The sequence below is a fragment of the Priestia sp. FSL R5-0597 genome, assembly GCF_038006305.1.
GTDB classification, from domain to species: Bacteria; Bacillota; Bacilli; order Bacillales; family Bacillaceae_H; genus Priestia; species Priestia zanthoxyli.
The window spans coordinates 2,042,116-2,065,490 of the sequence record NZ_JBBOUZ010000001.1 but is presented as its reverse complement, the minus strand read 5'-3'; the positions used below and the strand labels follow the sequence as shown (position 1 = coordinate 2,065,490).

24 protein-coding genes are annotated in these 23,375 nt (G+C 38.6%); 10 read left to right on the top strand and 14 right to left on the bottom strand.

The window, feature by feature from the left end; translation table 11 throughout:
• Nucleotides 1-2 precede the first annotated feature (2 nt).
• Nucleotides 3-4,556, bottom strand: coding sequence for a glutamate synthase large subunit (gltB, locus tag MKX72_RS10510; protein WP_155008160.1), 4,554 nt, complete (start codon nucleotides 4,554-4,556; stop codon nucleotides 3-5).
• 134 nt (nucleotides 4,557-4,690) lie between these two features.
• Between gltB and MKX72_RS10505 the strand changes: the two genes are divergently transcribed.
• The gene (locus MKX72_RS10505; protein WP_034265681.1) at nucleotides 4,691-5,593 is read left to right on the top strand and encodes a LysR family transcriptional regulator; all 903 of its coding nucleotides are present in this window, start codon (nucleotides 4,691-4,693) and stop codon (nucleotides 5,591-5,593) included.
• A gap of 160 nt (nucleotides 5,594-5,753) precedes the next feature.
• Nucleotides 5,754-6,824 carry a DUF3900 domain-containing protein gene (locus MKX72_RS10500; RefSeq protein WP_033578829.1) on the top strand — a complete coding sequence of 357 codons (1,071 nt, stop codon included), beginning with the start codon at nucleotides 5,754-5,756 and terminating at the stop codon, nucleotides 6,822-6,824.
• A gap of 72 nt (nucleotides 6,825-6,896) precedes the next feature.
• Here the strand turns inward: MKX72_RS10500 and MKX72_RS10495 are convergent, their stop codons facing one another.
• Nucleotides 6,897-7,076 carry a small acid-soluble spore protein H gene (locus MKX72_RS10495; protein WP_028413564.1) on the bottom strand — a complete coding sequence of 60 codons (180 nt, stop codon included), beginning with the start codon at nucleotides 7,074-7,076 and terminating at the stop codon, nucleotides 6,897-6,899.
• Nucleotides 7,077-7,153: 77 nt separating this feature from the next.
• The gene (locus MKX72_RS10490; RefSeq protein WP_034265678.1) at nucleotides 7,154-7,513 is read right to left on the bottom strand and encodes a hypothetical protein; all 360 of its coding nucleotides are present in this window, start codon (nucleotides 7,511-7,513) and stop codon (nucleotides 7,154-7,156) included.
• A 221-nt stretch (nucleotides 7,514-7,734) separates the two neighbouring features.
• On the opposite strand from MKX72_RS10490, the gene MKX72_RS10485 reads away from it, so the two are divergent.
• From MKX72_RS10485 to MKX72_RS10475, 3 genes are all read left to right on the top strand, one after another.
• On the top strand, nucleotides 7,735-8,043 hold the full coding sequence (locus MKX72_RS10485; RefSeq protein ID WP_013056797.1) for a flagellar hook-associated protein FlgK: 309 nt from the start codon (nucleotides 7,735-7,737) through the stop codon (nucleotides 8,041-8,043).
• A gap of 140 nt (nucleotides 8,044-8,183) precedes the next feature.
• On the top strand, nucleotides 8,184-8,330 hold the full coding sequence (locus MKX72_RS10480; protein WP_098626789.1) for a hypothetical protein: 147 nt from the start codon (nucleotides 8,184-8,186) through the stop codon (nucleotides 8,328-8,330).
• 129 nt (nucleotides 8,331-8,459) lie between these two features.
• Nucleotides 8,460-8,672, top strand: a complete 213-nt coding sequence (locus MKX72_RS10475) for a hypothetical protein (protein ID WP_028413567.1) — start codon at nucleotides 8,460-8,462, stop codon at nucleotides 8,670-8,672.
• A 60-nt stretch (nucleotides 8,673-8,732) separates the two neighbouring features.
• Here the strand turns inward: MKX72_RS10475 and MKX72_RS10470 are convergent, their stop codons facing one another.
• From MKX72_RS10470 to MKX72_RS10455, 4 genes are all read right to left on the bottom strand, one after another.
• Entirely contained in the window at nucleotides 8,733-9,167 is a 435-nt protein-coding gene (locus tag MKX72_RS10470; RefSeq protein ID WP_116072632.1) for a MerR family transcriptional regulator, read from the bottom strand.
• A 524-nt stretch (nucleotides 9,168-9,691) separates the two neighbouring features.
• Complete coding sequence (locus MKX72_RS10465; protein WP_028413569.1) at nucleotides 9,692-10,300, bottom strand: methyltransferase; 609 nt, start codon at nucleotides 10,298-10,300, stop codon at nucleotides 9,692-9,694.
• 68 nt (nucleotides 10,301-10,368) lie between these two features.
• On the bottom strand, nucleotides 10,369-10,545 hold the full coding sequence (locus MKX72_RS10460; RefSeq protein WP_165573411.1) for a hypothetical protein: 177 nt from the start codon (nucleotides 10,543-10,545) through the stop codon (nucleotides 10,369-10,371).
• A 95-nt stretch (nucleotides 10,546-10,640) separates the two neighbouring features.
• Nucleotides 10,641-11,255 carry a poly-gamma-glutamate hydrolase family protein gene (locus MKX72_RS10455; RefSeq protein WP_230624623.1) on the bottom strand — a complete coding sequence of 205 codons (615 nt, stop codon included), beginning with the start codon at nucleotides 11,253-11,255 and terminating at the stop codon, nucleotides 10,641-10,643.
• 392 nt (nucleotides 11,256-11,647) lie between these two features.
• Between MKX72_RS10455 and cyoE the strand changes: the two genes are divergently transcribed.
• Nucleotides 11,648-12,565: a heme o synthase gene (gene cyoE, locus MKX72_RS10450; RefSeq protein ID WP_013056789.1), complete on the top strand. Its 918-nt coding sequence runs from the start codon at nucleotides 11,648-11,650 to the stop codon at nucleotides 12,563-12,565.
• 24 nt (nucleotides 12,566-12,589) lie between these two features.
• Here the strand turns inward: cyoE and MKX72_RS10445 are convergent, their stop codons facing one another.
• Both MKX72_RS10445 and MKX72_RS10440 read right to left on the bottom strand, forming a co-directional pair.
• Nucleotides 12,590-13,528, bottom strand: coding sequence for a carbohydrate kinase family protein (locus MKX72_RS10445; RefSeq protein WP_155008161.1), 939 nt, complete (start codon nucleotides 13,526-13,528; stop codon nucleotides 12,590-12,592).
• Between the two features lies 1 nt (nucleotide 13,529).
• The gene (locus tag MKX72_RS10440; protein ID WP_033578825.1) at nucleotides 13,530-13,739 is read right to left on the bottom strand and encodes a cysteine-rich CWC family protein; all 210 of its coding nucleotides are present in this window, start codon (nucleotides 13,737-13,739) and stop codon (nucleotides 13,530-13,532) included.
• A gap of 162 nt (nucleotides 13,740-13,901) precedes the next feature.
• Between MKX72_RS10440 and MKX72_RS10435 the strand changes: the two genes are divergently transcribed.
• Nucleotides 13,902-15,260 carry a D-serine ammonia-lyase gene (locus tag MKX72_RS10435; protein WP_155008162.1) on the top strand — a complete coding sequence of 453 codons (1,359 nt, stop codon included), beginning with the start codon at nucleotides 13,902-13,904 and terminating at the stop codon, nucleotides 15,258-15,260.
• A 31-nt stretch (nucleotides 15,261-15,291) separates the two neighbouring features.
• Here the strand turns inward: MKX72_RS10435 and MKX72_RS10430 are convergent, their stop codons facing one another.
• The 3 genes from MKX72_RS10430 to MKX72_RS10420 all read right to left on the bottom strand — a co-directional run bounded on the left by MKX72_RS10430 (nucleotide 15,292) and on the right by MKX72_RS10420 (nucleotide 18,623).
• Nucleotides 15,292-16,674, bottom strand: coding sequence for a PH domain-containing protein (locus tag MKX72_RS10430; RefSeq protein ID WP_230624622.1), 1,383 nt, complete (start codon nucleotides 16,672-16,674; stop codon nucleotides 15,292-15,294).
• Complete coding sequence (locus MKX72_RS10425) at nucleotides 16,667-17,149, bottom strand: PH domain-containing protein (protein WP_033578823.1); 483 nt, start codon at nucleotides 17,147-17,149, stop codon at nucleotides 16,667-16,669. The genes MKX72_RS10430 and MKX72_RS10425 overlap by 8 nt, the downstream gene beginning before the upstream one ends.
• A 142-nt stretch (nucleotides 17,150-17,291) precedes the next feature.
• Nucleotides 17,292-18,623: an NAD-dependent malic enzyme gene (locus MKX72_RS10420; RefSeq protein ID WP_034265658.1), complete on the bottom strand. Its 1,332-nt coding sequence runs from the start codon at nucleotides 18,621-18,623 to the stop codon at nucleotides 17,292-17,294.
• A 308-nt stretch (nucleotides 18,624-18,931) separates the two neighbouring features.
• Here MKX72_RS10420 and MKX72_RS10415 point away from each other — a divergent pair, with 308 nt between their 5' ends.
• Nucleotides 18,932-19,510, top strand: coding sequence for an LOG family protein (locus MKX72_RS10415; RefSeq protein WP_028413576.1), 579 nt, complete (start codon nucleotides 18,932-18,934; stop codon nucleotides 19,508-19,510).
• A gap of 29 nt (nucleotides 19,511-19,539) precedes the next feature.
• Here MKX72_RS10415 and MKX72_RS10410 read toward each other — a convergent pair whose 3' ends face one another.
• A complete protein-coding gene (locus tag MKX72_RS10410) occupies nucleotides 19,540-20,751 on the bottom strand; it encodes a cytochrome P450 (protein ID WP_155008163.1) in 1,212 nt (403 codons plus the stop codon).
• A gap of 285 nt (nucleotides 20,752-21,036) precedes the next feature.
• On the opposite strand from MKX72_RS10410, the gene MKX72_RS10405 reads away from it, so the two are divergent.
• Nucleotides 21,037-21,768, top strand: a complete 732-nt coding sequence (locus MKX72_RS10405; protein ID WP_028413578.1) for a ZIP family metal transporter — start codon at nucleotides 21,037-21,039, stop codon at nucleotides 21,766-21,768.
• An 83-nt stretch (nucleotides 21,769-21,851) separates the two neighbouring features.
• On the top strand, nucleotides 21,852-22,397 hold the full coding sequence (locus MKX72_RS10400; protein ID WP_034265654.1) for a DUF4825 domain-containing protein: 546 nt from the start codon (nucleotides 21,852-21,854) through the stop codon (nucleotides 22,395-22,397).
• 20 nt (nucleotides 22,398-22,417) lie between these two features.
• Here the strand turns inward: MKX72_RS10400 and MKX72_RS10395 are convergent, their stop codons facing one another.
• Nucleotides 22,418-23,320, bottom strand: coding sequence for a GNAT family N-acetyltransferase (locus tag MKX72_RS10395; protein WP_155008164.1), 903 nt, complete (start codon nucleotides 23,318-23,320; stop codon nucleotides 22,418-22,420).
• Between the last annotated feature and the right edge of the window lie 55 nt (nucleotides 23,321-23,375).

Below are 23,375 nucleotides of genomic sequence, written 5' to 3'. Positions count from 1 at the left end.
TCTTACTGAGCTACCGCTTCTTGTTGTTTTGCCGATGCTTTCTTTTCTTGTTTTGCATTTTCCTCAAACGCACTCATAGCTGCTTCTTCTTCCGTTAACCCAGCTGCTTTTTGCTCTTCAATGCGATTCATCATGCGTTTATAATCATTCGGAATCACTTTTACAAATTTCGAAAGCGATTCTTCCCAATTTTCTAATACAAATGCTGCTTTATGACTGTCAGTATATTTTAGGTGATTTGCAATCATCTCTTTTACTTCTTCTGCTTCTTCTCCTTTTAAGCTCTCAAACCCAATCATGTCTTTATTACAAAGGTTTTTGAATGCTTCTTGATCATCAGCAAATACGTAAGCAATACCGCCGGACATTCCCGCACCGAAGTTTTTACCTACATCACCTAATACGACAACGCGTCCGCCAGTCATATATTCACAGCCATGATCGCCAATTCCTTCAACCACTACGTTCACACCGCTGTTACGAACCGCAAAACGTTCTCCTGCTAGCCCGCTAACATAAGCTTCACCGCTTGTTGCACCGTAAAGTGCCACGTTCCCGACGATAACATTTTCACCTGACACAGCTGTTGTTTCCTTAGGTGGAGCAACGATGATTTTACCTCCTGATAACCCTTTTCCGATATAATCATTTGCATCTCCAGTTAGATACATAGACATTCCTTTTGGAACAAATGCACCAAAACTTTGTCCTGCAGAGCCAGTGAATCGAAGAGTAATCGTATCTTCTGGCAGACCTTTCTCACCGTAACGTTTTGTAACTTCACTTCCTACAATTGTTCCAGCTACACGGTTAATATTAGAAATTGGCAGTTCTAACTCGACTTGATACTTATGCTCGATTGCTTGCTGTACCGCTGGCAAGATTTTTTGCATATCAAGAGATTCGTCAATTTTATGGTTTTGAGGTGTTTTAAAAGTACGTACACCTTCAGCTTGATATAAAAGAGTTGTTAAGTCTAAGTGCTGCGCCTTCCAGTGATTTTTTGCACGTTCGCTAACGCTTAATACGTCTGTACGTCCAACCATTTCATCTACTGTTTTAAATCCAAGTTCAGCCATAATTTCGCGTACTTCTTGTGCAACAAATTTCATATAGTTAACGATGTGATCCGCTTCTCCTAGGAACTTTTTACGAAGCTCTGGGTTTTGCGTCGCCACTCCAACTGGACATGTATCTAAGTGACACGCACGCATCATGATACAGCCTAAAACAATTAAAGGCGCCGTAGCAAAACCAAACTCTTCTGCTCCTAAAAGTGCTGCCATGACTACATCTTTACCCGTCATTAATTTCCCGTCTGTTTCAAGCACTACCTTTTCGCGAAGACCGTTTAACATAAGCGTTTGATGAGCTTCCGCTAAGCCCAGTTCCCACGGTAGTCCCGTATGTTTAATACTTGTTTTTGGAGATGCTCCCGTACCTCCGTCGTAGCCGCTAATAACGATAACGTCCGCTACTCCTTTTGCTACTCCGGCAGCAATCGTTCCTACTCCTGCTTTTGAAACGAGTTTGACGCTGATTCGTGCATCACGGTTTATATTTTTTAAGTCATGAATAAGCTGTGCTAAATCTTCAATCGAGTAAATATCGTGGTGTGGAGGAGGTGAAATTAAGCCTACTCCTGGCGTTGATCCACGCACATCTGCTACCCATGGATATACTTTGTTTCCTGGAAGCTGACCGCCTTCTCCGGGTTTTGCACCTTGTGCCATTTTAATTTGAAGCTCATCCGCATTCACAAGGTAATGACTTTTCACTCCAAAACGGCCAGAAGCAATCTGTTTAATCGCACTGCGGCGATTATCTCCATTTTCATCCACAGTGTAGCGGCTAGGGTGCTCGCCACCTTCTCCACTGTTACTGCGTGCGCCTAAACGGTTCATCGCAATCGCTAATGTTTCATGAGCTTCTTGACTTAAAGATCCAAACGACATAGCACCTGATTTAAAACGTTTTACAATCGAATCAACTGATTCCACTTCATCAATGGAGATAGATGAACGCGTTCCATTAAACGAGAATAGGTTGCGCAAGAAACCGATGCGTTCTTCATTAGCCGATTCAGAGAATTTTTTAAATAAGCTGTAATCTCCCTTACGGCAAGCCCACTGCAGCGTGTGAATTGTTTTTGGATTAAACGCATGATGCTCGCCCGTGTGTCTCCACTGGAAGTCGCTTCCTGACTCTAACGTTTGCTCAATTGTTTCAACATAAGCATTGTCGTGACGCGTTTTCGCTTCTTTTGCAATAACATCTAAACCGATACCGCCAAGTTGCGAGGCAGTACCTGTAAAATATTGCTCGATAACCTCTGCACTGATTCCAACTGCTTCAAAAATTTGTGCGCCCCGATAACTTTGCACCGTTGAAATGCCCATTTTAGACATTACTTTTACAACACCTTCAGTAACGGCTTTTACATATTTCTCAACAGCATAGTCATACGATACGTTCAACGTACCTGCGTTAATTTCATTTTGATATGTTGCAAAAGTAAGATATGGATTAATTGCGTCTGCTCCGTAACCAATCAGTGCTGCAAAATGGTGCACTTCGCGCGCTTCTCCTGTTTCCACTACAATGCTCGCCTTTGTACGGTTTCCTTTTCGCACTAGGTGCTGGTGCAGCCCGCTGACCGCTAATAAAGCTGGAATGGCTACAGAGTGAGCTCCCGCTTCACGGTCTGTCAGAACAAGAATGCTAGCGCCTGCGTTAATTGCCGCTTCAGCTTCAGCAAATACGCGATCAAGATCTGCTTTTAAATCATTTGTGAACACCGCAGAAATAACAGCACTTTTGAAATCTGGATGAATGGCAGACTTCAGCTGATGAGTTTGATCGTTTGTTAAAACCGGCGTCTCAAGCTGAATTCGATGAATGTTTTCTTTGGTTGGATGCAGTAAATTCCCTTCTGCACCAAGCAACGTCATTGTTGATGTAACCAACTGTTCACGAATAGCGTCAATCGGTGGGTTCGTTACTTGAGCAAACAGCTGCTTAAAGTAATTGAACAGCGATTGAGGACGATCAGACAACACGGCTAATGGAGTATCATTACCCATTGAACCAAGCGGATCTTTTCCTTCTGTAATAACTGGAACTAAATATTTATGAATATCTTCATACGTGTAGCCAAATGACTTCTGGCGAATGACCAAATCATCGAAGTATTCAGATTTTTCTTCCTGCACTTCTGGCAACGTTACCAGCTGTTCATCTAACCATTCTTGATAAGGCTCAGCCTGTGCCATTTCAGATTTAATTTCTTCATCTGAAATAATTCGGCCTTCTTCTAAATCGATTAGAAGCATTTTACCTGGGCTTAAACGATCTTTATATAACACATTTTCATCTTCAACATCAATGACGCCTACTTCTGATGAAAGTATGATGTAATCATCTTTTGTAACATAATAGCGAGCTGGACGTAAACCGTTACGGTCTAAAATAGCACCGATTTGCTTTCCATCCGTAAACGAAATAGCAGTCGGACCATCCCATGGCTCCATTAATGCGCTATGATACTCATAGAAAGCACGTTTTTCTTTTGACATGTGCGGATTCTCAGACCAAGGCTCTGGAATAAGCATCATCGCTGCATGGGCTGGCTTGCGGCCGGCCAATACAAAAAACTCTAGCGCATTATCTAACATGGATGAGTCGCTTCCTTCAGCATCTAAAATTGGAAGAACCTTCGGCAAATCCTTACCAAATGCGTCCGAAACAAACTGCTGTTCACGCGCTCTCATCCAGTTTTGATTACCGCGAAGCGTATTGATTTCACCGTTGTGAATTAAATAACGGTTTGGATGTGCTCTTTCCCAGCTTGGGAACGTGTTTGTGCTAAAGCGAGAATGCACTAAAGCAAACGCTGAAGTAAAGTCTTCATCTTGTAGGTCAAGATAAAAAGCATCAACTTGTTCAGGTGTTAACAACCCTTTGTACACAATTGTTCTGCTTGAAAGACTTGTAAAATAAAAACGGTTTTGACGTGCCTGCGCCCAATTTTCCGCTTGCTTACGAATAACATATAGCTTGCGTTCAAACGCTAAGTCATCTTGAATACTGTCATTTGCCCCAATAAATACTTGTCGTACGTATGGACAGCTTTCTTTTGCAACTTTTCCGATTTTTCCGACATTTACAGGCACAGTTCTCCAACCTAATAACGTTTGTCCCTCTTCTTCAATTAATTTATTAATATAAGCTTCAATTTCTCGACGCTCGTCTTCATTATTTGAGAAAAAGATCATTCCAACTCCATAACGACCGTTTTCTGGCAAGTTCAGTTCAACGCATGTCTTTTTAAAGAACGCGTGTGGAATTTGTACCATTAATCCAGCTCCATCTCCTGTTAGCGGATCACTTCCCTGTCCGCCTCGATGGTCAAGCTGGCAAAGCATGTTTAGTCCTTTTTTAACGATATCATGTGACGCTACGCCTTTCAATTGAGCGTATAGTCCGATTCCACATGCATCGTGCTCAAATTCAGGACGGTAGAGACCTTGAGCTTTTGGCATTTGATTGTATGTCATCTTCTTCTCCCCCGTTCGTTTTCTTTATCTTTTTAAGATCACCTGTTTACATTGTAAGTTTTCAAATCAATATAAACAATATATAATTTAGATAAAACTAATCTAATTTTGATATATATAGATGGAGGACGCTTATGGAACTGCGTCAATTACGCTATTTTATGGAAGTTGCAAAAAGAGAACACGTATCTGAGGCCGCAGAATATCTGCATGTAGCTCAATCAGCAATCAGCCGTCAAATCGCGAACCTGGAATCTGAGCTAGGTGTTAGTTTATTCAAACGTGAAGGAAGAAATGTCAAGTTAACAGCAATAGGAAAAGTCTTTCTTGAGCATACGGATACGGCCATGAAAGCTATTGACTATGCGAAAGAACAAATTGATGAATACTTGGATCCCGAAAGAGGAACGATTAAAATCGGATTTCCAACAAGCCTTGCTAGTCATCTTCTTCCTACTATTATATCAGCCTTTAAAGAAGAACACCCAAATGTTGCTTTTCATCTTAGACAAGGTTCGTACAAATTTTTAATTGAATCGGTTAAAAAAAGAGATATTAATATCGCTTTTTTAGGCCCTGTACCTGTAGAAGATCAGAGTATTGAAGGGCATATTCTATTCACTGAAAATCTTTTAGCCCTTGTTCCCTCTCATCACCCGCTCGCTGAACGGGATAACATTCGGCTGCGGGATTTAAGAAATGAAGATTTTGTGCTATTTCCAAAAGGATTCATTTTACATAAAATGGCCTTTGACGCTTGCAAACAAGCAGGATTCATGCCCAACATTTCATCTGAAGGAGAAGATTTAGATGCGATTAAAGGTCTTGTATCCGCAGGAATTGGCGTAACGCTTCTTCCTGAAAGTACAGTGTCTGAAACGACTCCTCGTTTTACGACTAAACTTCCTATTCATACGCCGCAGCTTCAGCGGACAGTCGGAATGATTATTCCTAGAAATCGTGATTTAGCACCTTCTGATAAAATTTTTTATAAGTTTGTCAAAACCTTTTTCGAACGTTTGGAACAGTATAAATAAGAGAGGCCCCCTGCCTCTCCTATTCTTTGCTTTATACACTATTCCTCAGCTGATCAATTGTATAAATAGATCTTTTTCCCCTAAAGCTAACAGGCATTGACGCTTACCGGACTCTTTCTTATACTGAAGTAACTGACTAAAAAGAAACAAGGTGACTGCTATGGATTTTAAAATTAATTTTTTATCATTTTACGTAATACAAGTAGAAGGAAAAGAAGAACAGGCCTCTAAACAATATAAGCATTTTCAAACGCTTGATACGGAAGAATATGAAGAAAGTTCCATTAAAGATTTTTTAGACGGTGAATTTAAAAAAATTGTAAAGCGCAAAGTAGAGCGACACCCCAAAGCAGAACAAGTGCCTACAAAGCTCGGGTATTTTATAGTTGAACCGGGACACGCTCTCGACTCAAACCCTAATTATAATTTATTTCACCGCACTCGTTTTGCCACAACCAAAGAAGAATTTGAAGAAAATAGCGAACAGTTTATCAATGCATACCTTGATACTGCAGCCGTTCGAGGAGGAGCATTTTTAGTGGTATCTGCTGTTCCAAGAAAATATTTCGATCATGCTTTTGTGTTTATTTTAAAATGTGACTTCGAACCAAAAGTGGCTTCAATTTCAGATGAATCAACCCTTATTCGTCACGTGGAAATGGCGATTACTACTAAAAACATGAAATCCATTCAATACCCATACATGCCTGAAGAAGGCATGGTGGAAGAAAGCGAACTCGTTATCCACCAAGCGTCTCACGCCCGTTATTTTGAAGACTTTTTGAAATTCATTGATTACAACGAGCCGATGCCTGAGATTATGAAAACACAAGTGATGGATATGGTGCGTGAACACGTCAGCGAAACGTTTGAAGCAGAAAGCGTAGAGCTTGAACAGTTTGAATCAGACATGGAACTGTGGGCAACAAGTGAAAAGCGTGAGCTTCAAGAACGTTTAGATACCCATCAAGTCATGGAAGCCGCTGCTCATATCGTCGAGCATACGCCTGATGCCGAGCTAAAAATGAAGCTTGGCGAAACAGAGATTAAAGGGCTGCTAGCTGATTTTGGGGAGAATATTCACTTAGCGAAAGTGAACGGACGCTACGTGGCGTTAATTGAAGCGGAATCGATTCTGTTTGAAAAAGGCGCGTCTCCGATTGAGTTTCATAAGCCTGGTGATTTGCACGGAATTATTGAGAAAATCAACAGTAAGAAATGGGAAGAATAAATAAAAGGAAGAGAGCTGTGTATTTGCTCTCTTCCTTTTATTTAACTGAACTAGTAGCTCTATTTATCCACCTTAATTCTCTACTAATTGACTCACCGCAACATTTTGTTCATTTTCCGGCTGACCTAGCGGATAAATTCTTGCCGTATCATTTTCTTCGCTTACATGTTGAATATAAACGGCCGTATCGTTATACGTAACGTTAGCCATAACGGGTGAATCAGCAATTTGTTTTGCTCGCTGCTTGTCCACGTTTCTTCCCCCCTCTATGCTGATATACATATAAGGTTTGCTTAAAGAATGGATGATATTCGCCGTTTAGAATCGTTCTAGCGCTTTTTAGCGGTGCGGTAGCCAAGGTAAAAGATGAAAGAAGTATAGATAATAAATGCAGCTCCAGCTAGCAAGATCATTTTGTGATGATGCCAAAGGTCTACGTATGTTTTGATGAAGACCCCTTTTGTAAGTAAAATATATTGATACACAATAAAACCAACCGCCAAAGCAAGAAACAGCACGCGAAACAAACGAATGAAATCAATGTTAGATAAAACGGAAGCAGCTTTTACCCAGGGCGATGTAGGAGGCGGAGCTTTTTTGGTACTGCGGCTCTTCGGCTTTTGTTTCTTTGCAGGCGGAGCTTTTGATTCTTCTATTTTAGGTGCTGGTTTTTGTTTCCCTTGAGCCATCGGTCACTTTCCCTCTTTCTTAAATAAAGTGTCTAAAAAAGAAGCTTTTCTATTTTGCATATTCAAGAAAGGGTTTGCTATCTCCTTTTTCCTCTTAAAAATACTTTCCTTTTTTAAAATACAGAATGTCTTTAGGTATGTGCCTATAGCATTTTTCTTATCTTCGCATACGTTATATCGTGTTTGATTTGAAGTTACTATTTAAAAGGAGCGGTGCCCTAATGAACCCTTATTATTTCAACCCTGGATATATTCCTCAGCAAGTTGATTACTCAGTTCAACAATACTATCCCCCTTACGTACCACAGCATGAAGAATACGATGAAAGACAGCAGCTTCAAAATCTTGGAGGATTTGAACGAAGAATTCGTGCTCTTGAGAGACAAAATGAGGAGCAAGTCAGAGAAATTACTCGCTTAAATCGAGTTGTGGAGCGACATACTGACCGTATAAACAGATTAAATCAGCGCTTACGCAATGTAGAAAGAAGACTTAACATTCCATTTACAGCAAGCCAGGACGGATTTTAAACTTACCTTAAGCATTCCCGTTTCTTTTGAGCGAGAATGCTTTTTACATATCTTCCGTCGTTTTTGATAGCACGAAGGATATTTGATTAAACTTTACATAAAATAAAATTCGACTATAAAAAAGAAAAGGAGAAAATCACATGAAATCCCCTGTTGTTATTTGTCCTAACTGTCATTCTCAAAAAGAGCTCGCTACCGTTTTAACTGCTCAGTCCAATCAAAACGTTATCTATATATGCTCAGCTTGCGGCTATAAGCTGACAAACATTAAAACAAGCAAAGGATAACCAGTATCTCTCCCCTCACTTAGTACCTATACTTAATACGTTCTTCTGTCCACATACAAAAATTAACGTTTACGTAAATGTTATTATTTTTGTATACTGATAGTATTATGGGAAAGGGAGTTGAAGAAGTTGAAGTTTAAAATGAAGGAACGCGGGCAGCTGCATTTGAGTCCAGAAGGAAAACAATTGATTTTAGACTTATACGAATCAAATATGATGGAATCTGTAAATGAAGCTTTGGATGCTGAAACAAGAAGCTTTCACAGCGGAAAAGCCGACGGGATACAGGCTATTCTACTTCTTTTAGGGGTACAGCTAGAAGAAAACTCTTCACAATCATAAATAAATTCCCTATAAAACACATAAAAGCAGACGCACTCTTCTGGTGAATGCGCCTGCTTTTTATGATTCTTCCTGCTCGAATTTTATAATTGCAGCCTTAGCACGATCTCTCAGTGACAGAAGGTCAGACTCTACTTTTAAGATGTTTTTCTTTTTCTGTTCAATCAGCTTGAGCTGCTCTTCTACCGTATGTAACACTTGCTCTAACTTTTCTTTTTGTTGACTTGTTCCTTTCACTTGCCTATAATCCATCTTTTGTATTTCAAGAGTATCACTTAAAGCAAGAAATTCCTGTAATTCTTGAAGTGAAAAACCCATGACTTCTTTGGCATTCGTAATTTTCTTTAAGAATTCTACGTGTTCTTCCGTGTACAGACGAAATCCACCTTCACTTCTTGGAGGTGCTGGCATCAGTCCAATTTGTTCATAATAACGAATCGTACGTTTTGTTAAACCGCTTTGCTTCGCTACATCATCTATTTTTAGTTCACTCATTTTTAAATCCCCTTTAATCAATTAACAATGTCAACTTTTCGTACTTTTTACTATTATACACTAACGCTAGATATCTCAAAACAAATCTGAACAGCTGTGCACTTATTTAAAAATAAATAAGCAATTTCTTCACCCTTTTTTAGAGTAAAAAAATTGCTTATACAGTATATGCTGGGTTCTTTTCTCTAAAACCTTATCATAAATGCCGTTTCTGTTAATTTACGATTTAGCATACAAATTAATAAATTTGTTTTTGAGACTTCTTATTTCTATCGACTAAATGTTTATTAACTTGTATGTAGCCTTCTCTTTCTGTACTAGCCCCGCCTGCGCTGAGTACACCGATAGCCACGCATGCTATCCAACCTAGTTTCATTATAACAGAAAGCGCTTACATAATAAAGTGTTATGCTTTAATTTCTAAAAAGTTATAAATAAAATCAGCAGGCCTTTTTCTAGCCCCTGCTGATTTGTTAAATAGAACGAGCGACGATACACCTTTATGAAATAGTAAATAAGTCGTCTTAATAAGCTACTTTATAAATCAAAAACCGTTCATATGGATTTTTACGATTCAACTCTGGCAGCATTACCTCTTCTTTTAAAATGAAAGAAGGGTGTTTTTCGAGATGATGAAGATAATCCTCTGAACTATAATACAAAATTAAATCAATCTCGCGCTTATTCTCTTCCCACGAAAGCAAAATATTGTTCACTACTTGGATAAAAATTTGAACTGAAAAAGGATTAAAAAAATAAAAGCAGTTGTCTAGTGGGTGAATCTTATATTCCTGGGCTAAACAACACTGAAAATAAATATGACTTTTTCGGCCCTTGGCTTTTTTTAAATAGCGCCTCTGATTATCTATGGCCTGCTCATAGAAGTGCTCATTCATTTCTATCCCTACAGCGGTGGCATTACATAGGTAGTTCACATAAAAATTCAGCCTTCCTTTCCCACACCCGAAGTCGACAATTCTATCGCTGCTTGTTAGCTCATACTGACTGAAAAGTGCTTCTAATGCACTATAAGGCGTGGGTTCATAACGATGGTAATGAAATGAATCATTAAATCCCTTTTGTTCTCCCGTTGTTTTTATATTTAATAAAGCGTCATAATATTGTTCATTCATGGCCAATCTCCTGTTTATAGTTGTCGAAAAAGAGAAAGAAGGACAGATGTCCTTCTTTCTCTTTTTACTCACTCTACTTTTACGCGCATTTCTGATATTTTAAGACCAATCTCTTCGATTAACTGCACAGCTTCCGCTCGTTTTTGATCATCTAATGTGCTGATTTCTGGTATGTCTATGCTTTTTAAATATCGATAAGAGGCTTTAAGTCGTTCTAGGGTATCTTCTTGGTCAAACTTTTTCATGATTATCTCCTCCAGTTTATGTAGTTACTATATGTATACCACAAACATGTCCGTAATAAATCTAACCTGTTTAATAAATACTAAACGTATCTGATTTATCTAAGAGGAAATGCACTTCTAATAGCTGATATATACTCAAAAAATTCCTGGGTTTTAGAATTTTTACGTTCATTTCTCGTGTTAGTTGAAAAAAAAGCTTCTCTTTGCGCTTTACTTATCTCAATTTGCACACCCATCCGCCTAGCTGTTTTATTGGTTATATTTCTAGGGCTTGTACCGGAAACAGGATCTTGATCTGATAAAATTTCTGTACTAAAGCCTTTAGAAACAAGCGCTTCATGTATTTTGGACCTTAACGCTTTGTCAGCACCGCCAATTTTAGTATGCTTTTCACTTTTGTCGTTGTATCCATGAAAAGATACTGCATAGTCTTCTTTTGATATAATCGTTAACGCATGAGGTTCATCAAAATGAGTGGATGTGATATGAAGATCGGCATTTCCTGATTTCTTTAACCCTTCAAATATATAGTACGAGTATTCGTTGCCCGCTAGGCCAACAGCAAGTTCGGATGTTCCAGTTTCGATACCTCCGCCGTGTATCGCGAGCATAATAATGTTAGAAGGTCTGATTTCAAATTGAATTTTATAGTCTTGGTTGTATACTTCATAAGAGGCAAGTTCAGAGAAGCTAGCATATTTATCTGGCATCATATATCCTCCTTGTGAATAAGACATAGTAAATAAACTTATTAGTTCTTTCTTTAATGTACCACATCTTTTCTTTCATCACATACTATGTGATTGCAATTACCAATAAATATGGTACGATTAAGTTCGAGTTTCTTGCTCGTTAAAAGTTCACCAGATAGTCAAAATTTTCGTTTTTAAGCATTCCATTTTTATCTTATAATAAAGGATGTACTTATTTTCAGTCCGAAATTCGACATTTTTCTTTGTTTTTTTAAAAAAGTTCAAGGAATGTTAACAAATTTTACGAGCAACCTTGATGTAATTACGATATTTTTTTGTTAAAATAGTTTAGTTGATTAATAAAGATTAGGTTTATTCATGTAAGAATAAGCTCAAAAAGGAGAATTGCTGTGAAAAATACCGAAGTTATCACAAAGGAATCACTTCCTATCAATCAGTATTTTTCCCGGGAAGTAATCAGTGCTATTATAAAAACTGGGATTATTAAATCGAACTCACTAGGAATGGTTGCTGGGCTTTGTCTCGCAATTGCTGTTAATGACTTAAGCTTTGTGACACAAATTCCTATCATTATTTTGGCTTTAATTGGGACATCCTTTGTCGTAGGAGGAGCTGGGGCAGTTAATAACTTCTATGACCGTGATATCGATGCAATCATGAAACGTACAAAAGACAGACCGACGGTAACAGGAGCGGTCAACCCTAAATTTGCTCTATGGTTAGGACTGGCTTTATTTGTTATTGGTGTAGGTATTTTATTTTTAGTTTCTAACATGGCCGCCATTATGGGTATTTTAGGATTTTTCTTTTATGTAGTGCCTTATACTATGCTTACAAAACGTACAACCATTTATAATACCGAAGTCGGAAGTATTTCTGGAGCTATGCCTCCAATCATTGGCTGGGCCGCTATTTCACCAGACTTATTTCATCCGGTAGCAATTGGATTGTTTGTATTTATGTTTTTATGGCAGCCTCCTCACTTCTACGCTATTGCGATTAGAAGACTTGAGGAATATAAAGCCGCAGGTGTACCAATGCTTCCTGTAGTAAAAGGTATCCGTCGTTCCAAAGTCCAAACGCTTGTATACCTAGTTATTTTACTAGCGGCATCGTTCTTATTTTTATCGTTTAGTAAAATTATCGCATTTACAATGTTCGGTTTAACACTCGTGTGGATGCTTCTTGGAATTGTTGGATTTAAAAAATTAGAAGATACAAAATGGGCTACTTTAATGTTTGTGTTCTCATTGAACCACCTTACGATTATTTTTGCCCTTATGATTATACTGTCATTTTTTAAATAATAAACGTTCAAAAGCAGGTAGCTATCAGCTACCTGCTTTTATACTAGATACTTCTTTTGCTTTCAGTGAAATTATTCCTCCGTATCTCGCCGAAACTGCTCCACCTAACGCGTTGGCAAACATTGTGTACTGCTTACATGACTCCTCACGTTCAGGCAAACCTTTTTCGTGAATACACCAGAGAATTCCTGCCATAAATGCATCCCCCGCTCCCGTCGTGTCTATCGCCTGTACTTTTTTTGCACTCACATGAAGCGTTTGATTTGCAGTAACAGCTACTGCGCCCTTTTCTCCTTGAGTGACCCATACGAACGGAATATGATACGCTCTCATTTTTTCTAGGCTTTCTGCCAGATCTGTTGAATTCATCAAAAATAGGAGCTCATCTTGAGAGATTTTCAAAATATCTGTTTCGTACAAAAACGATGTTACAATATTTCTACATGCTGCTTCACTTTCCCATCTTTTCATTCGAATATTCGGATCAAAAGCTACCAGCATACGATATTTTTTTGCGAGCCTCACAGCTTCTCTTGTAGTTTCCTGGGAAATCGGATGAAACAAAGTGCCTGATCCAAAATAAAAAATCGCTGCCTTCTCAAATAGAGCTTCCTGCAGCTCATATTTATACACTTGCTCATGAGGGGTAGAATCTATGTAGGAATGAAAGTAACGATCTCCTTCTTTACTTTTATGTACATACACTTCACAAACTTTTTTCGTCACCGAAGTTACACAGCCGCTTTGGTTTACTCCTTCAATTAAAAGCTTCTTTCTTACAAAATCACTTGTTTCATCACTCCCTAACTTGCAGATATAAGATGCTTTTGCTCCTAGCTTCTGAACTCCAACTGCTACATTAACGGTTGTGCCTCCTAAAAAAGGGTCAAAGTCAGTGTTAGATTCATTTTTGGCGATAAAATCAATAAATGCCTCACCGTATGAAATAATTCCTTTTTTCACGTTAATCCCCACCTTCTTCCTTCTGTCTCGCAACGCATTTGACGCATACACACGCTTTCCCTCTGCTTTCTAAAGGAATTTGTTTAAACAGATCAGGAGTAAAAACTTTCTGCATGCACCAACACTTTTCTATTTCTCTGCCTTGTACAGAAGCACAGTTATTTTTCTCTCCGCAGATAGGACATCTGCTATCATCGCCTGAAAATGCCATAAATTCCTCTCCTTTTTTCTATGCAGTTGTATAAGTTATCTTTATTAGTATACAAGAGGCAGTTAAAATGCGCTTTCTGCTTTTTGATATTTTCGTTTTCAACTTCTTCTATTCTTGATACTATACATATAAAGGAAATAACATATTGAGAAAGGAGCCTTTATGACGATACATTTATTTCACCAAAAACCCCTTGCTACATGGATCCGTGAATATCCTTTATTAACACCTTTAATCAATAAACAGGAAATACTTTGGATAAATCCTTATTTAAAACCTGCTCAAGAAGCACTTTCGTCTCTTTCTTTACATACCAAAGATATAAAAGATGCAAAAGAGCGACTTTCTCGCTTTTCTTCTTTTCTTCAAATCGCTTTTCCGGAGCTAAAAGCATCAAAAGGAATCATTGAATCACCTCTTCAAGAAATTGCATACATGAAAGACTATTTAAATCAACAAATGAATAACGAGCTGCAAGGAAAATTATTGATGAAATGCGATCACGATCTTCCTATATCAGGTTCTATTAAAGCAAGAGGCGGCATTTATGAAGTATTAAAATTTGCTGAAAGTCTTGCTATCAAAGAAGGGCTGCTTACCGAAGAAGACAGCTACGCTCTTCTAGCTGAAGAACGATGTAAAAAGTTATTTTCTTCTTATTCTATTGCAGTAGGATCTACCGGTAATTTAGGTTTAAGCATTGGTATTATAAGCGCCGCTCTCGGCTTTAACGTCACCGTCCATATGTCAGCCGATGCGAAGAAATGGAAAAAAGATTTGCTTCGTTCGAAAGGCGTAACCGTTATTGAATATCAGTCTGACTACGGAAAAGCCGTGGAAGAAGGACGAAAGCAAGCCGAAGCAGACCCCGCCTGTCATTTTATTGACGATGAGCAGTCTAGAGATTTATTTCTTGGTTATTCCGTCGCTGCCTTACGCTTGGAAAAGCAGCTAGCCGAGCTGCAAATTCAAGTAGACGCTGAACATCCTTTATTTGTCTATTTACCTTGCGGAGTAGGCGGAGGTCCTGGCGGTATTACGTTTGGATTAAAAGCAATATACGGTGGTCATGTTCACTGCTTTTTTGCTGAACCTACTCACTCTCCTTGCATGCTGCTTGGATTAATAACCGAGCTGCATGATGGCATTTCCGTTACCGATATTGGACTTGATAACATAACAGCTGCCGATGGACTAGCTGTAGGAAGGCCATCTAGCTTTGTAGGCGAAACGATAAAATCGCTTATTAGCGGAATTTATACTGTAGAAGATGATCAGCTTTTCCGATTTATTTATGAGCTAGCCAATCGTGAAAATATGTATATAGAACCTTCAGCAGCGGCTGGTTTACAAGGGCCTCTTCACCTGATGGAAAGCGGGTCTTCCTATATACAAGCGCAAGCACTAGAAAACGATATGTCAAAAGCTACTCACCTTGTATGGTCAACTGGAGGCAGTATGGTGCCCGCTGACGTGATGAATAGCTATTACGAGCAAGGAAAAAAGTTAATGAATAGATAACGTCAAAAGGCATGAAGAACAATGATGTTCTTCATGCCTTTTTAGAAGAAGTAGCTTGCAGAAAGATAGGATGCCAAATTTCAAATGGAAAATATCCCGATTTATAGCTGCCGCTTGTACCCATAGTTGAAATTTTTATTTTCCTGTATCCTTTTTTCCATAAAAAGGTGCCTGCAAACACCTCAATTTGTTCCACTTTCTTCCTTCTAATAATCGTGGTTTTTCGTGTTAAAAACTGTGAGCGAATAGCGACAAATACCTCGTTCATCATTAAGCCGCCTTGGCGATAGCCCAACCAGTGAATAAGTACATACGCAAGGCATAGCACAGCAATAACCCACACGAACATTGATTTCCAAAAGCTGATGCCAATCCCTGCCGCTGCAAATAACAAGAGCGGTAATAGTAATGGGTACCATGCATATTGAATAGCTGTATTTCTTGGACACTTTGTATATTCGTAGTGCGGGACATATACGTTCATTAACGCTGAAATCTCTTTTTGCTGGATAAACGGGTGTAAATAGACCTTTTCTTTTAAATCAGAGGTTACGACATTTAACGAAACGGAAGACCATCCAAATAAGCGTCGAACCAACCCTTCCTCTATCGTAACAGCCTGTATTTTATGAAAAGGAATCGTAAGGGATTTCTTATTTAATAGTCCGTATTTAATATGTAGATAATGATCGTAGCGTTCCACTGTGAAACCGCCAAATCGTATCACATATAAAACGATAGACAGCAAATAAGCAAGCACCACAATTGCAGCCACTAATACAAATAAACCAAGCATCGATTGATGAATCACTTCTTCGTAAGCTGTCTTCACCCAGCGGTTGATATACGTATCAATATACTGATAGAGAAAACCAAGAGCAGCAAATATATAGCCAAAATTCCCGGAAAACGCAGCAGCTAACGCCAGCTGTTTCACCGACACTTTCATCATACGTTCAGGACTTTTTTCTGTTATTTCCGGCTGACTCCCTGACAGCTTTAACGTATCTTTAAGATGGTGCGCTTCTTTTAGTGAAATACCAGATAAATCAATTTCAGCATCCGTACCGCTGCTGGCCGTGTCAATACGAAGCCGAGCTAAGCGAAGAATTCTAAAGACAAACGGCTGATCTAACTGAATCGATTGAATGCGATTTCGTTGAATAAATCGTTTTTCTTTTTTAAAAATCCCTTTATACAGACGCACTTCCGTTTCCGTTACTTCATAACGAAATTCCCTCCAGGTAAAAAAAGCAAATAAAGCGACTACGCCTCCCGCTAATAGCGTTGCCCACCAATATGTAAACAACAGGTGCCGATTGACGATAAATACAAACACAAAAGGCAGGATATTATTTTTTATATGTTCAGTAAATGCTATTGCAATATATAGCGGATGCAGCCGCTTACTCATCTTCATCATCTACCTCTGCTAGTCTAGCAATATACTCTCGCAGTGCTTCAGCATCTCTTTGTACGAGTGCAGGAATTTCGACGCTTCCAGCTGCTGTGATGATTTTAACAGATGCCAAGTCAAATTTTCGAAAAATCGGCCCTGTCAACGTTTCAACGTGCTGTACTTTCACAAGGGGAATTTTCGTATGATACCAGATGAAGAGCCCTCTTTGCACATCAATTTGAGTATCTGTTACTTCATATGAATATACATTCATATATACATTTGGAGCTATAATTGTATATACGATAAAGCTCACGACTAATAGTCCAGCTGATATCCATCCAATAATTGACCACCAATCAAAAAAATGAACGAGTAGAAAATAACCCGCTGTTGCCAGAAGCCACAGGCTATGCGTAAAAATGGATTGCCAGCGCATCGCTTTTTTAGCCTCGAGGGGCAATTTGCCCTTTAAATGTTCAAACTCCATAAAAACTCCTTTCTCTACCTTTTTTACTATTTCTATTACTATATTACGTTAAAAAAGGAAAAAAGTTTCATCGTTTACTATTTTCTTATTATTTTTTGATAAAAAACAAACAAGGCTGCCTATTTCGAGGCAGCCTTGTTTGTTATCGATAAACGCCGTCTTTCTCTCCGTGTGCAACAGCCGCTCTTTCAACTGCTTCAGATACTGCTTCGTGTACAGCTAGATTAAGAGGGTGAGGAACTAAATCGCCTGGACGCGTTGAATTTGCAATGGCTTCAGCTGCAGCTACAAGCATCGTATGCGTAATATCACGCACTCCCGCATTTAATACTCCTCTGAAAATACCTGGGAATCCAAGCACATTATTCACTGACCTTCCGTCAGTAGCATAAATAGCTCCTGCTTCAAGAGCATCTTCAGGTTCAATTTCTGGTTTTGGATTAGAAAGTGCTAAAATGATTTGCCCTTTTCGAATCCATTCTTTCTGTATTAAGCCAGGTACACCTGTTGTCGCAATAACAATATCACAGTTCTCCATAAGCTCTTCTAATGAATCCGCTACTTTTCCACCGTAGCTGACCAAGCGCTCATTCGCTTCAGGAGACTTATCAGCTCCTATCACTTGTTTGACACCGTAAGCCATGAACATTCTGCAAGTAGCGATACCAGCAGCTCCTAAACCAATCTGCCCTACTTTTGCTTCTTTCAAATTCACACCTGTGCTGCGACAAGCTGAGATAGCTGCTGCTAGCGTCACAACTGCTGTTCCGTGTTGATCATCATGCATAACTGGAATATCTAGCTCTTCTTTTAAACGTTCTTCAATTTCAAAGCAGTGAGGCGACCCTATATCTTCTAGTAAAATACCGCCAAATCCTGGTGAAATATTTTTAACCGTTTGAATGATTTCTTCCGGCTCATTTACATTCAACAAAATAGGGATAGCGTTTACACTGGCAAGCTGATCAAATAACGCAGCTTTTCCTTCCATAACAGGCATTCCTGCAACTGGACCAATATTCCCTAGTCCTAGTATAGCGGTACCATCCGTTACAATCGCAACCGTGTTTCCAATGCTCGTATAAATTTTAGCTTTGTCGGGCTGTTCTTGAATAGCACGGCAAACGTTTGCTACACCTGGTGTATATACTCTTCTTAAGTCAGCGATCGACTCAATTTTCATTTTGCTTTTCATTTGAATTTTACCGCCTTCATGTGCATGAAGAACTTCATCTGATACTGTATGTAAAGTAATGCCTTCTAAACTGCGAACCGCTTCAAGCAATTCCTCAAGCTGGTCTTCACTTTCTACTTGAACCGTAATACTTCTCATCGTGTAGTTATGTCCTACTTTAACGGTTTCAACCTCGCCAATGTCTCCTCCTACATTTCCAATGGCTGTTGCTACTCTTCCTAAGTTTCCTGGTACAGTCGGTGTTTGTACCATTAATGTGCGTATTAAATTATTCATCATATCCCCATATCCCCCTTGTCCTAATCCTGCAAGTACGTATACTTACTAATGAAGCGTTTAAAACGGTCCAATTTCCCATAAGTTCATATTATCTACTTATCTTACAAGTAGATCTATGCGTACTCTCTTTTTCATCAAAAGAAAAGAAATAGATAACGCTTTCAAACAGATGTTTCGCTTTGATTATAAGCAAAGTTTTTAGAATAATCAAGCGATGACATTGTGAAAATTCATAAATTATTAAGAAGGATTTTGTTGTTCATAAACAGAAAAGACTTATATAGAGAAGAAACAAAGGAGTGAAGAAATTGAAATCAATTTGTGTGTTTGCAGGATCAAGCGCAGGAATAAAAACAGAATATAAAGAGGCCGCCGTCTCGCTAGGACGCTACATGGCCCAAGAAAACTACCGGCTGATTTACGGAGGCTCACGAATGGGCCTGATGGGAGAAGTCGCAAATGAAATGCTTGAACATGGGGGCGAAGTCATTGGTATTATGCCCCGCGGTTTGTTTAGCGGTGAAATTGTTCATACCGCGCTGACAGAACTCATCGAAGTAGAGAGCATGCACGAGCGAAAAGCAACTATGCACGAGTTAGCAGATGCTTATATTGCCCTTCCTGGAGGTTTCGGGACATTTGAAGAGCTGTTTGAAGCTCTTTGCTGGGCTCAAATTGGCATACATAAAAAACCAGTGGGGTTATTAAATGTAAACGGCTACTACAACCCGCTTATGCAAATGGTTCAGCATGCAGTAGATGAAGGATTTTCTACGGATTCTGCTATTCGTCTCATCAATATTTCTGATACTCCCGAACAGCTTATCTCTTCAATGGACACCTATACGTCTCCTTCAGAGGACCAAAAATGGAAGACTGAACGCTAAAAAGCAAGCGCATCATTTGCGCTCGCTTTTCAGGCGTTATCAAAAGTAATTTCATATTTTTTTACCCCAAAAACAAAAGGGCTATCTATTGGCTTTAAAGACTGATTCTCAACTTTGGAAAATTCCCCTTTTTCTAGTAATTTAGCAAAGGCAATTTTCCCTTCCATTCTTGCTAACGGTGCTCCTAAGCAAAAATGGATGCCAAAACCAAAGCTTACGTGAGGATTTGTTTTACGACGCACGACAAAAGTGTTAGACCGTTCAAACTTAGCTGAATCTCTATTTGCACTTGCTGCCCAGCTAATTACCTGCTGCCCTTTTTTAATTTTACACTCTCCAAGTTCTACATCTTCAGCGGCTATGCGTCCAATCGCTTGAATAGGAGGATAATAGCGGAGCGTTTCTTCCACGAGATTCGGAACTAGGGATATGTCTTGACGAACTTCATTCTGTATGTCTATGTCTTCTGTCATATACCGGACTCCGTTCGTAATTAAGTTTGTTGTTGTTTCATTGCCTGCTACTAGCAATAGAATACAAAACCCTAGTACTTCCCCTTCTGTTAAATGTTCGCCGTCAATTTCTGCTTCTAAAAGCAGCGAAATCAGATCTTCTTGTTTCTTTCTCTGACGCTCAGCGATAATTTCTTTAAAATACCCTTGTAAAAAAAGCACCCCTTCATTACGCTTTTGCATCATTTTCGCAAAAGCTTCGTCTGAATTATTTTCAGCACCGCTCACTAAGTCATCGGAGTACTTTTTAAACAGTGCTCGATCTTGTATAGGTACTCCTAGCAGCTCAGCTATTACAATAATCGGCAGTGGTCCAGCAAAATCTTCTACTATATCAAACTTTTTTTTGCTGCTTACTTCATCTAATAAATAATCTGCAATCTCTTCAATATGACCCTCCAAGTGCTGAATAGCTCTTGGTGTAAAAGCTTTATTCACTAAGTTTCGTAATTTTGTGTGTTTTGGAGGATCCATCATTAAGATACTTTCTTGGCGTTCTTCCATTGCTCGTTTGGATGAAAAAAGCGACGGGTTTTTTAAAATATACTTTACTGTTTCATAATCAAATACATCCCAGCAGTTTCGGCTTTCATCGTAACGAATAGGTGCTTCTTGACGCAGACTGTTATAAATATCAAATGGGTAAAGCTGCTGTTCAACGGATTTAATTTCTTGCATAGGAATTAAGTTAGCATAACGATTTTCTCTTTTCACTGCTTTTGGATTCATCTCGTCTTCCTTCTTTCGTTTAAAAGTGACCTCATTAAGTTTTTTGACCTTCTACAGATGAAAGAATTTTTTTCCATCTTTATATCTTTTGATCAGACTATCACAAGGTTTTTTCACTTTCAACGGAAATAATCAGAAAATTTTGTCAATTATACAGAAGACTTATTTTATTTAAGGTCTAAATCAGTGATTCTTTTCCATTTTTTTAGTTCTTTTATCTTGTTTCATAATAATCACATAGATGGTTACACTACAAATAAGTACGCAAGAAAGTAGGGATCTCATGTGATAGATGCCCTTATGTGGGGTGGTGTCTCAGGCTCAGCTGTATTAATTGGAGCTATTATAGCTATTTTTGTACCTTTAAAAAAACAGTTGACTGCTTATATTATGGCTTTTGGCACGGGCGTTTTGTTAGGAGCTGCTGCTTACGAGCTCATTCAAGATTCGGTAAAAGAAGCGGGAATTATTGCTTCTTCTTTAGGCTTCTTAACAGGCGCAGCACTTTTTACTCTTCTTGATATGTCTTTAGCTAAAAAAGGTGCTCACAAAAGAAAACGTTCAAACCACCTTGTCCCAGCTAGCTCAGGACTAGCCATTTTTATTGGTACCATTATGGATGCTATACCTGAATCACTGATGATTGGCGCAAGTTTGATTGAACAGCACCACGTTAGCTGGCTGCTTGTTGTTTCTATTTTTATCAGCAATATACCGGAAGGAATCTCCGGGACAAGCGGACTACTAAAAAGCCAATATAAGCGAAAGAAAATTTTTTCATTATGGCTTTCGGTCTTCTTTATATCAGCTCTTTGCTCTTGGATTGGATATCTATTTCTTCAAGACGCTACCCCAAACATGATGGGCTTTATTGCCTCATTTGCCGGTGGTGGAATTGTGGCCATGGTTGCTTCTACGATGTTGCCGGAAGCTTTTGAAGAAGGTGGTCCTGTTATTGGTTTTATTGCTTCATTAGGGTTATTAACTTCTATTATTTTGGATTATCTGTCTTTTTAATGAATAAATTTATATTTTGTATGAAACAAAAAGTGTAGGTCTTTCGTCTTTACAAGTAGATATAAACAAAAGGAGTTACCATTATGAAAAAAATAGATGCTTCTCTTACACTTTGTATAGTGCTCACTTGCCTATCAGGGTGTGCCTATGCACCTCATAATAATCTGTCTGCTGAAAGAGTCTCTGCTTCTTCTATTCATCATACTTCTTCTTTAGAACGTGATACTTCAATAGAAGAAATAACAAATAAACTTCCAGGACACGTTTATTTAAAAGGTATAACTTTTCAAAATGCGCAAAAACCTTACTACTTAGCAATTAACTACGCTGCAACAGATAATCAGCATGCGTTTGAAAAAAGCTGGACGTCTGTTAAAACTAAACGTACACTTTTACATAACGCAACCATTTTACTTTCTGCCGTACAAAATGTTGACAGCGTTCACTTTACTATTAACACGACTGTTCCTCAGACAATCACGATTACTCGAAAAGAGTTAACCGACTTCTACGGAACAGATCTGCGCAATTATAAGGACGGGACTCAAGCATGGAAAGCAAAATACGAAGGGCAGCAAGAAAAAATCGAGGAATTTTATGATGCACATCCAATTACGGAAATGCAGTAAAAGCGGCCCATTGCCGCTTTTTAAAGTTGTTTTTTCATAAACACCTGCTCAAGTTTGATTCCTTCATCTGTATATAAATCTTGAAAACCAAAGGATTTTAACATTTTCACGAGTAAGCTATTTCCTTTTTCAGGTACATTATGTGTATTGTAAGCAATTGGTCCATACATATTAAAAATGGTTGCTAATAAAAAGTCCAGAACGTCCTCTGAATTTGAGATATGTTCCTTAACGCTTCCTTGATAAAAAGTAACGGAATTCACGATGCCTATGGAAGAAAAATTCTTTTGAAATAATAGATAGCCAACTTCTTCGTTTCTTTCATTCAACGCAATAAACGATTCTCCATCACAAATACAGTCAAATTGATTTTTCCACGGAACGTCGTATGTATAAAAGGGTAGGTTCTGAATATCTTTTGCAAGCCTTCGCTTTAACGAATATGCAAGCTGATTCTTCTTTTTAAGTAAAGAAGCGGGAAAACTACCTCTATGCTTTAGAAAGAAAAGCGTATCTACAATTTCATATCCATATTTCTCATAAAGGTGAATGGCTTTTTTATTGACTGTAAATGCTTCCAGACTGGCTTCCACTACTCCTTGCTGCTGATATTTCTCAAGTGTAGCTTTTAGTAAGGCTTCACCAATTCCCATTTTTCGGTAAAGGAATGCTACACTTGTACCTCCATTCCAAGCATGTTTCTTTCCTTTGACTCTTTTTATTCCATTTAACATAATTCCAGCTGGTATGTCATTATAAAAAGCGACAAAAGAATGCTCGACAGATAAACGATCCACACCAAACCTACAAATGAATTGATCTAGTGACATCTCAACCGGAATGTAATAATCTTCAAAACCCTTATTAAATGCTTCTAGCGCATCAGAAAAAGAACACTGACTTAAAGGCTTAATTATAATCACAGGACATTCCTTCCTTTTTTAAAAAGATAATAAGCTAAAAAACCATTATAAGGAA

Excerpts from the sequence above, each read along its gene's own strand:
- MKX72_RS10500 (WP_033578829.1), top strand. The coding sequence starts at position 5,754 with ATGGATTTTAAAATTAATTTTTTATCATTTTACGTAATACAAGTAGAA.
- MKX72_RS10430 (WP_230624622.1), bottom strand. The coding sequence starts at position 16,674 with ATGAGTAAGCGGCTGCATCCGCTATATATTGCAATAGCATTTACTGAA.
- MKX72_RS10440 (WP_033578825.1), bottom strand. The coding sequence starts at position 13,739 with ATGGCATTTTCAGGCGATGATAGCAGATGTCCTATCTGCGGAGAGAAA.
- MKX72_RS10400 (WP_034265654.1), top strand. The coding sequence starts at position 21,852 with ATGAAAAAAATAGATGCTTCTCTTACACTTTGTATAGTGCTCACTTGC.
- MKX72_RS10490 (WP_034265678.1), bottom strand. The coding sequence starts at position 7,513 with ATGGCTCAAGGGAAACAAAAACCAGCACCTAAAATAGAAGAATCAAAA.
- MKX72_RS10480 (WP_098626789.1), top strand. The coding sequence starts at position 8,184 with ATGAAATCCCCTGTTGTTATTTGTCCTAACTGTCATTCTCAAAAAGAG.
- MKX72_RS10465 (WP_028413569.1), bottom strand. The coding sequence starts at position 10,300 with ATGAATGAACAATATTATGACGCTTTATTAAATATAAAAACAACGGGA.
- MKX72_RS10420 (WP_034265658.1), bottom strand. The coding sequence starts at position 18,623 with ATGATGAATAATTTAATACGCACATTAATGGTACAAACACCGACTGTA.
- MKX72_RS10470 (WP_116072632.1), bottom strand. The coding sequence starts at position 9,167 with ATGAGTGAACTAAAAATAGATGATGTAGCGAAGCAAAGCGGTTTAACA.
- MKX72_RS10455 (WP_230624623.1), bottom strand. The coding sequence starts at position 11,255 with ATGCCAGATAAATATGCTAGCTTCTCTGAACTTGCCTCTTATGAAGTA.
- MKX72_RS10410 (WP_155008163.1), bottom strand. The coding sequence starts at position 20,751 with ATGAATCCAAAAGCAGTGAAAAGAGAAAATCGTTATGCTAACTTAATT.
- MKX72_RS10505 (WP_034265681.1), top strand. The coding sequence starts at position 4,691 with ATGGAACTGCGTCAATTACGCTATTTTATGGAAGTTGCAAAAAGAGAA.
- gltB (WP_155008160.1), bottom strand. The coding sequence starts at position 4,556 with ATGACATACAATCAAATGCCAAAAGCTCAAGGTCTCTACCGTCCTGAA.
- MKX72_RS10485 (WP_013056797.1), top strand. The coding sequence starts at position 7,735 with ATGAACCCTTATTATTTCAACCCTGGATATATTCCTCAGCAAGTTGAT.
- MKX72_RS10435 (WP_155008162.1), top strand. The coding sequence starts at position 13,902 with ATGACGATACATTTATTTCACCAAAAACCCCTTGCTACATGGATCCGT.
- MKX72_RS10460 (WP_165573411.1), bottom strand. The coding sequence starts at position 10,545 with ATGAAAAAGTTTGACCAAGAAGATACCCTAGAACGACTTAAAGCCTCT.
- MKX72_RS10425 (WP_033578823.1), bottom strand. The coding sequence starts at position 17,149 with ATGGAGTTTGAACATTTAAAGGGCAAATTGCCCCTCGAGGCTAAAAAA.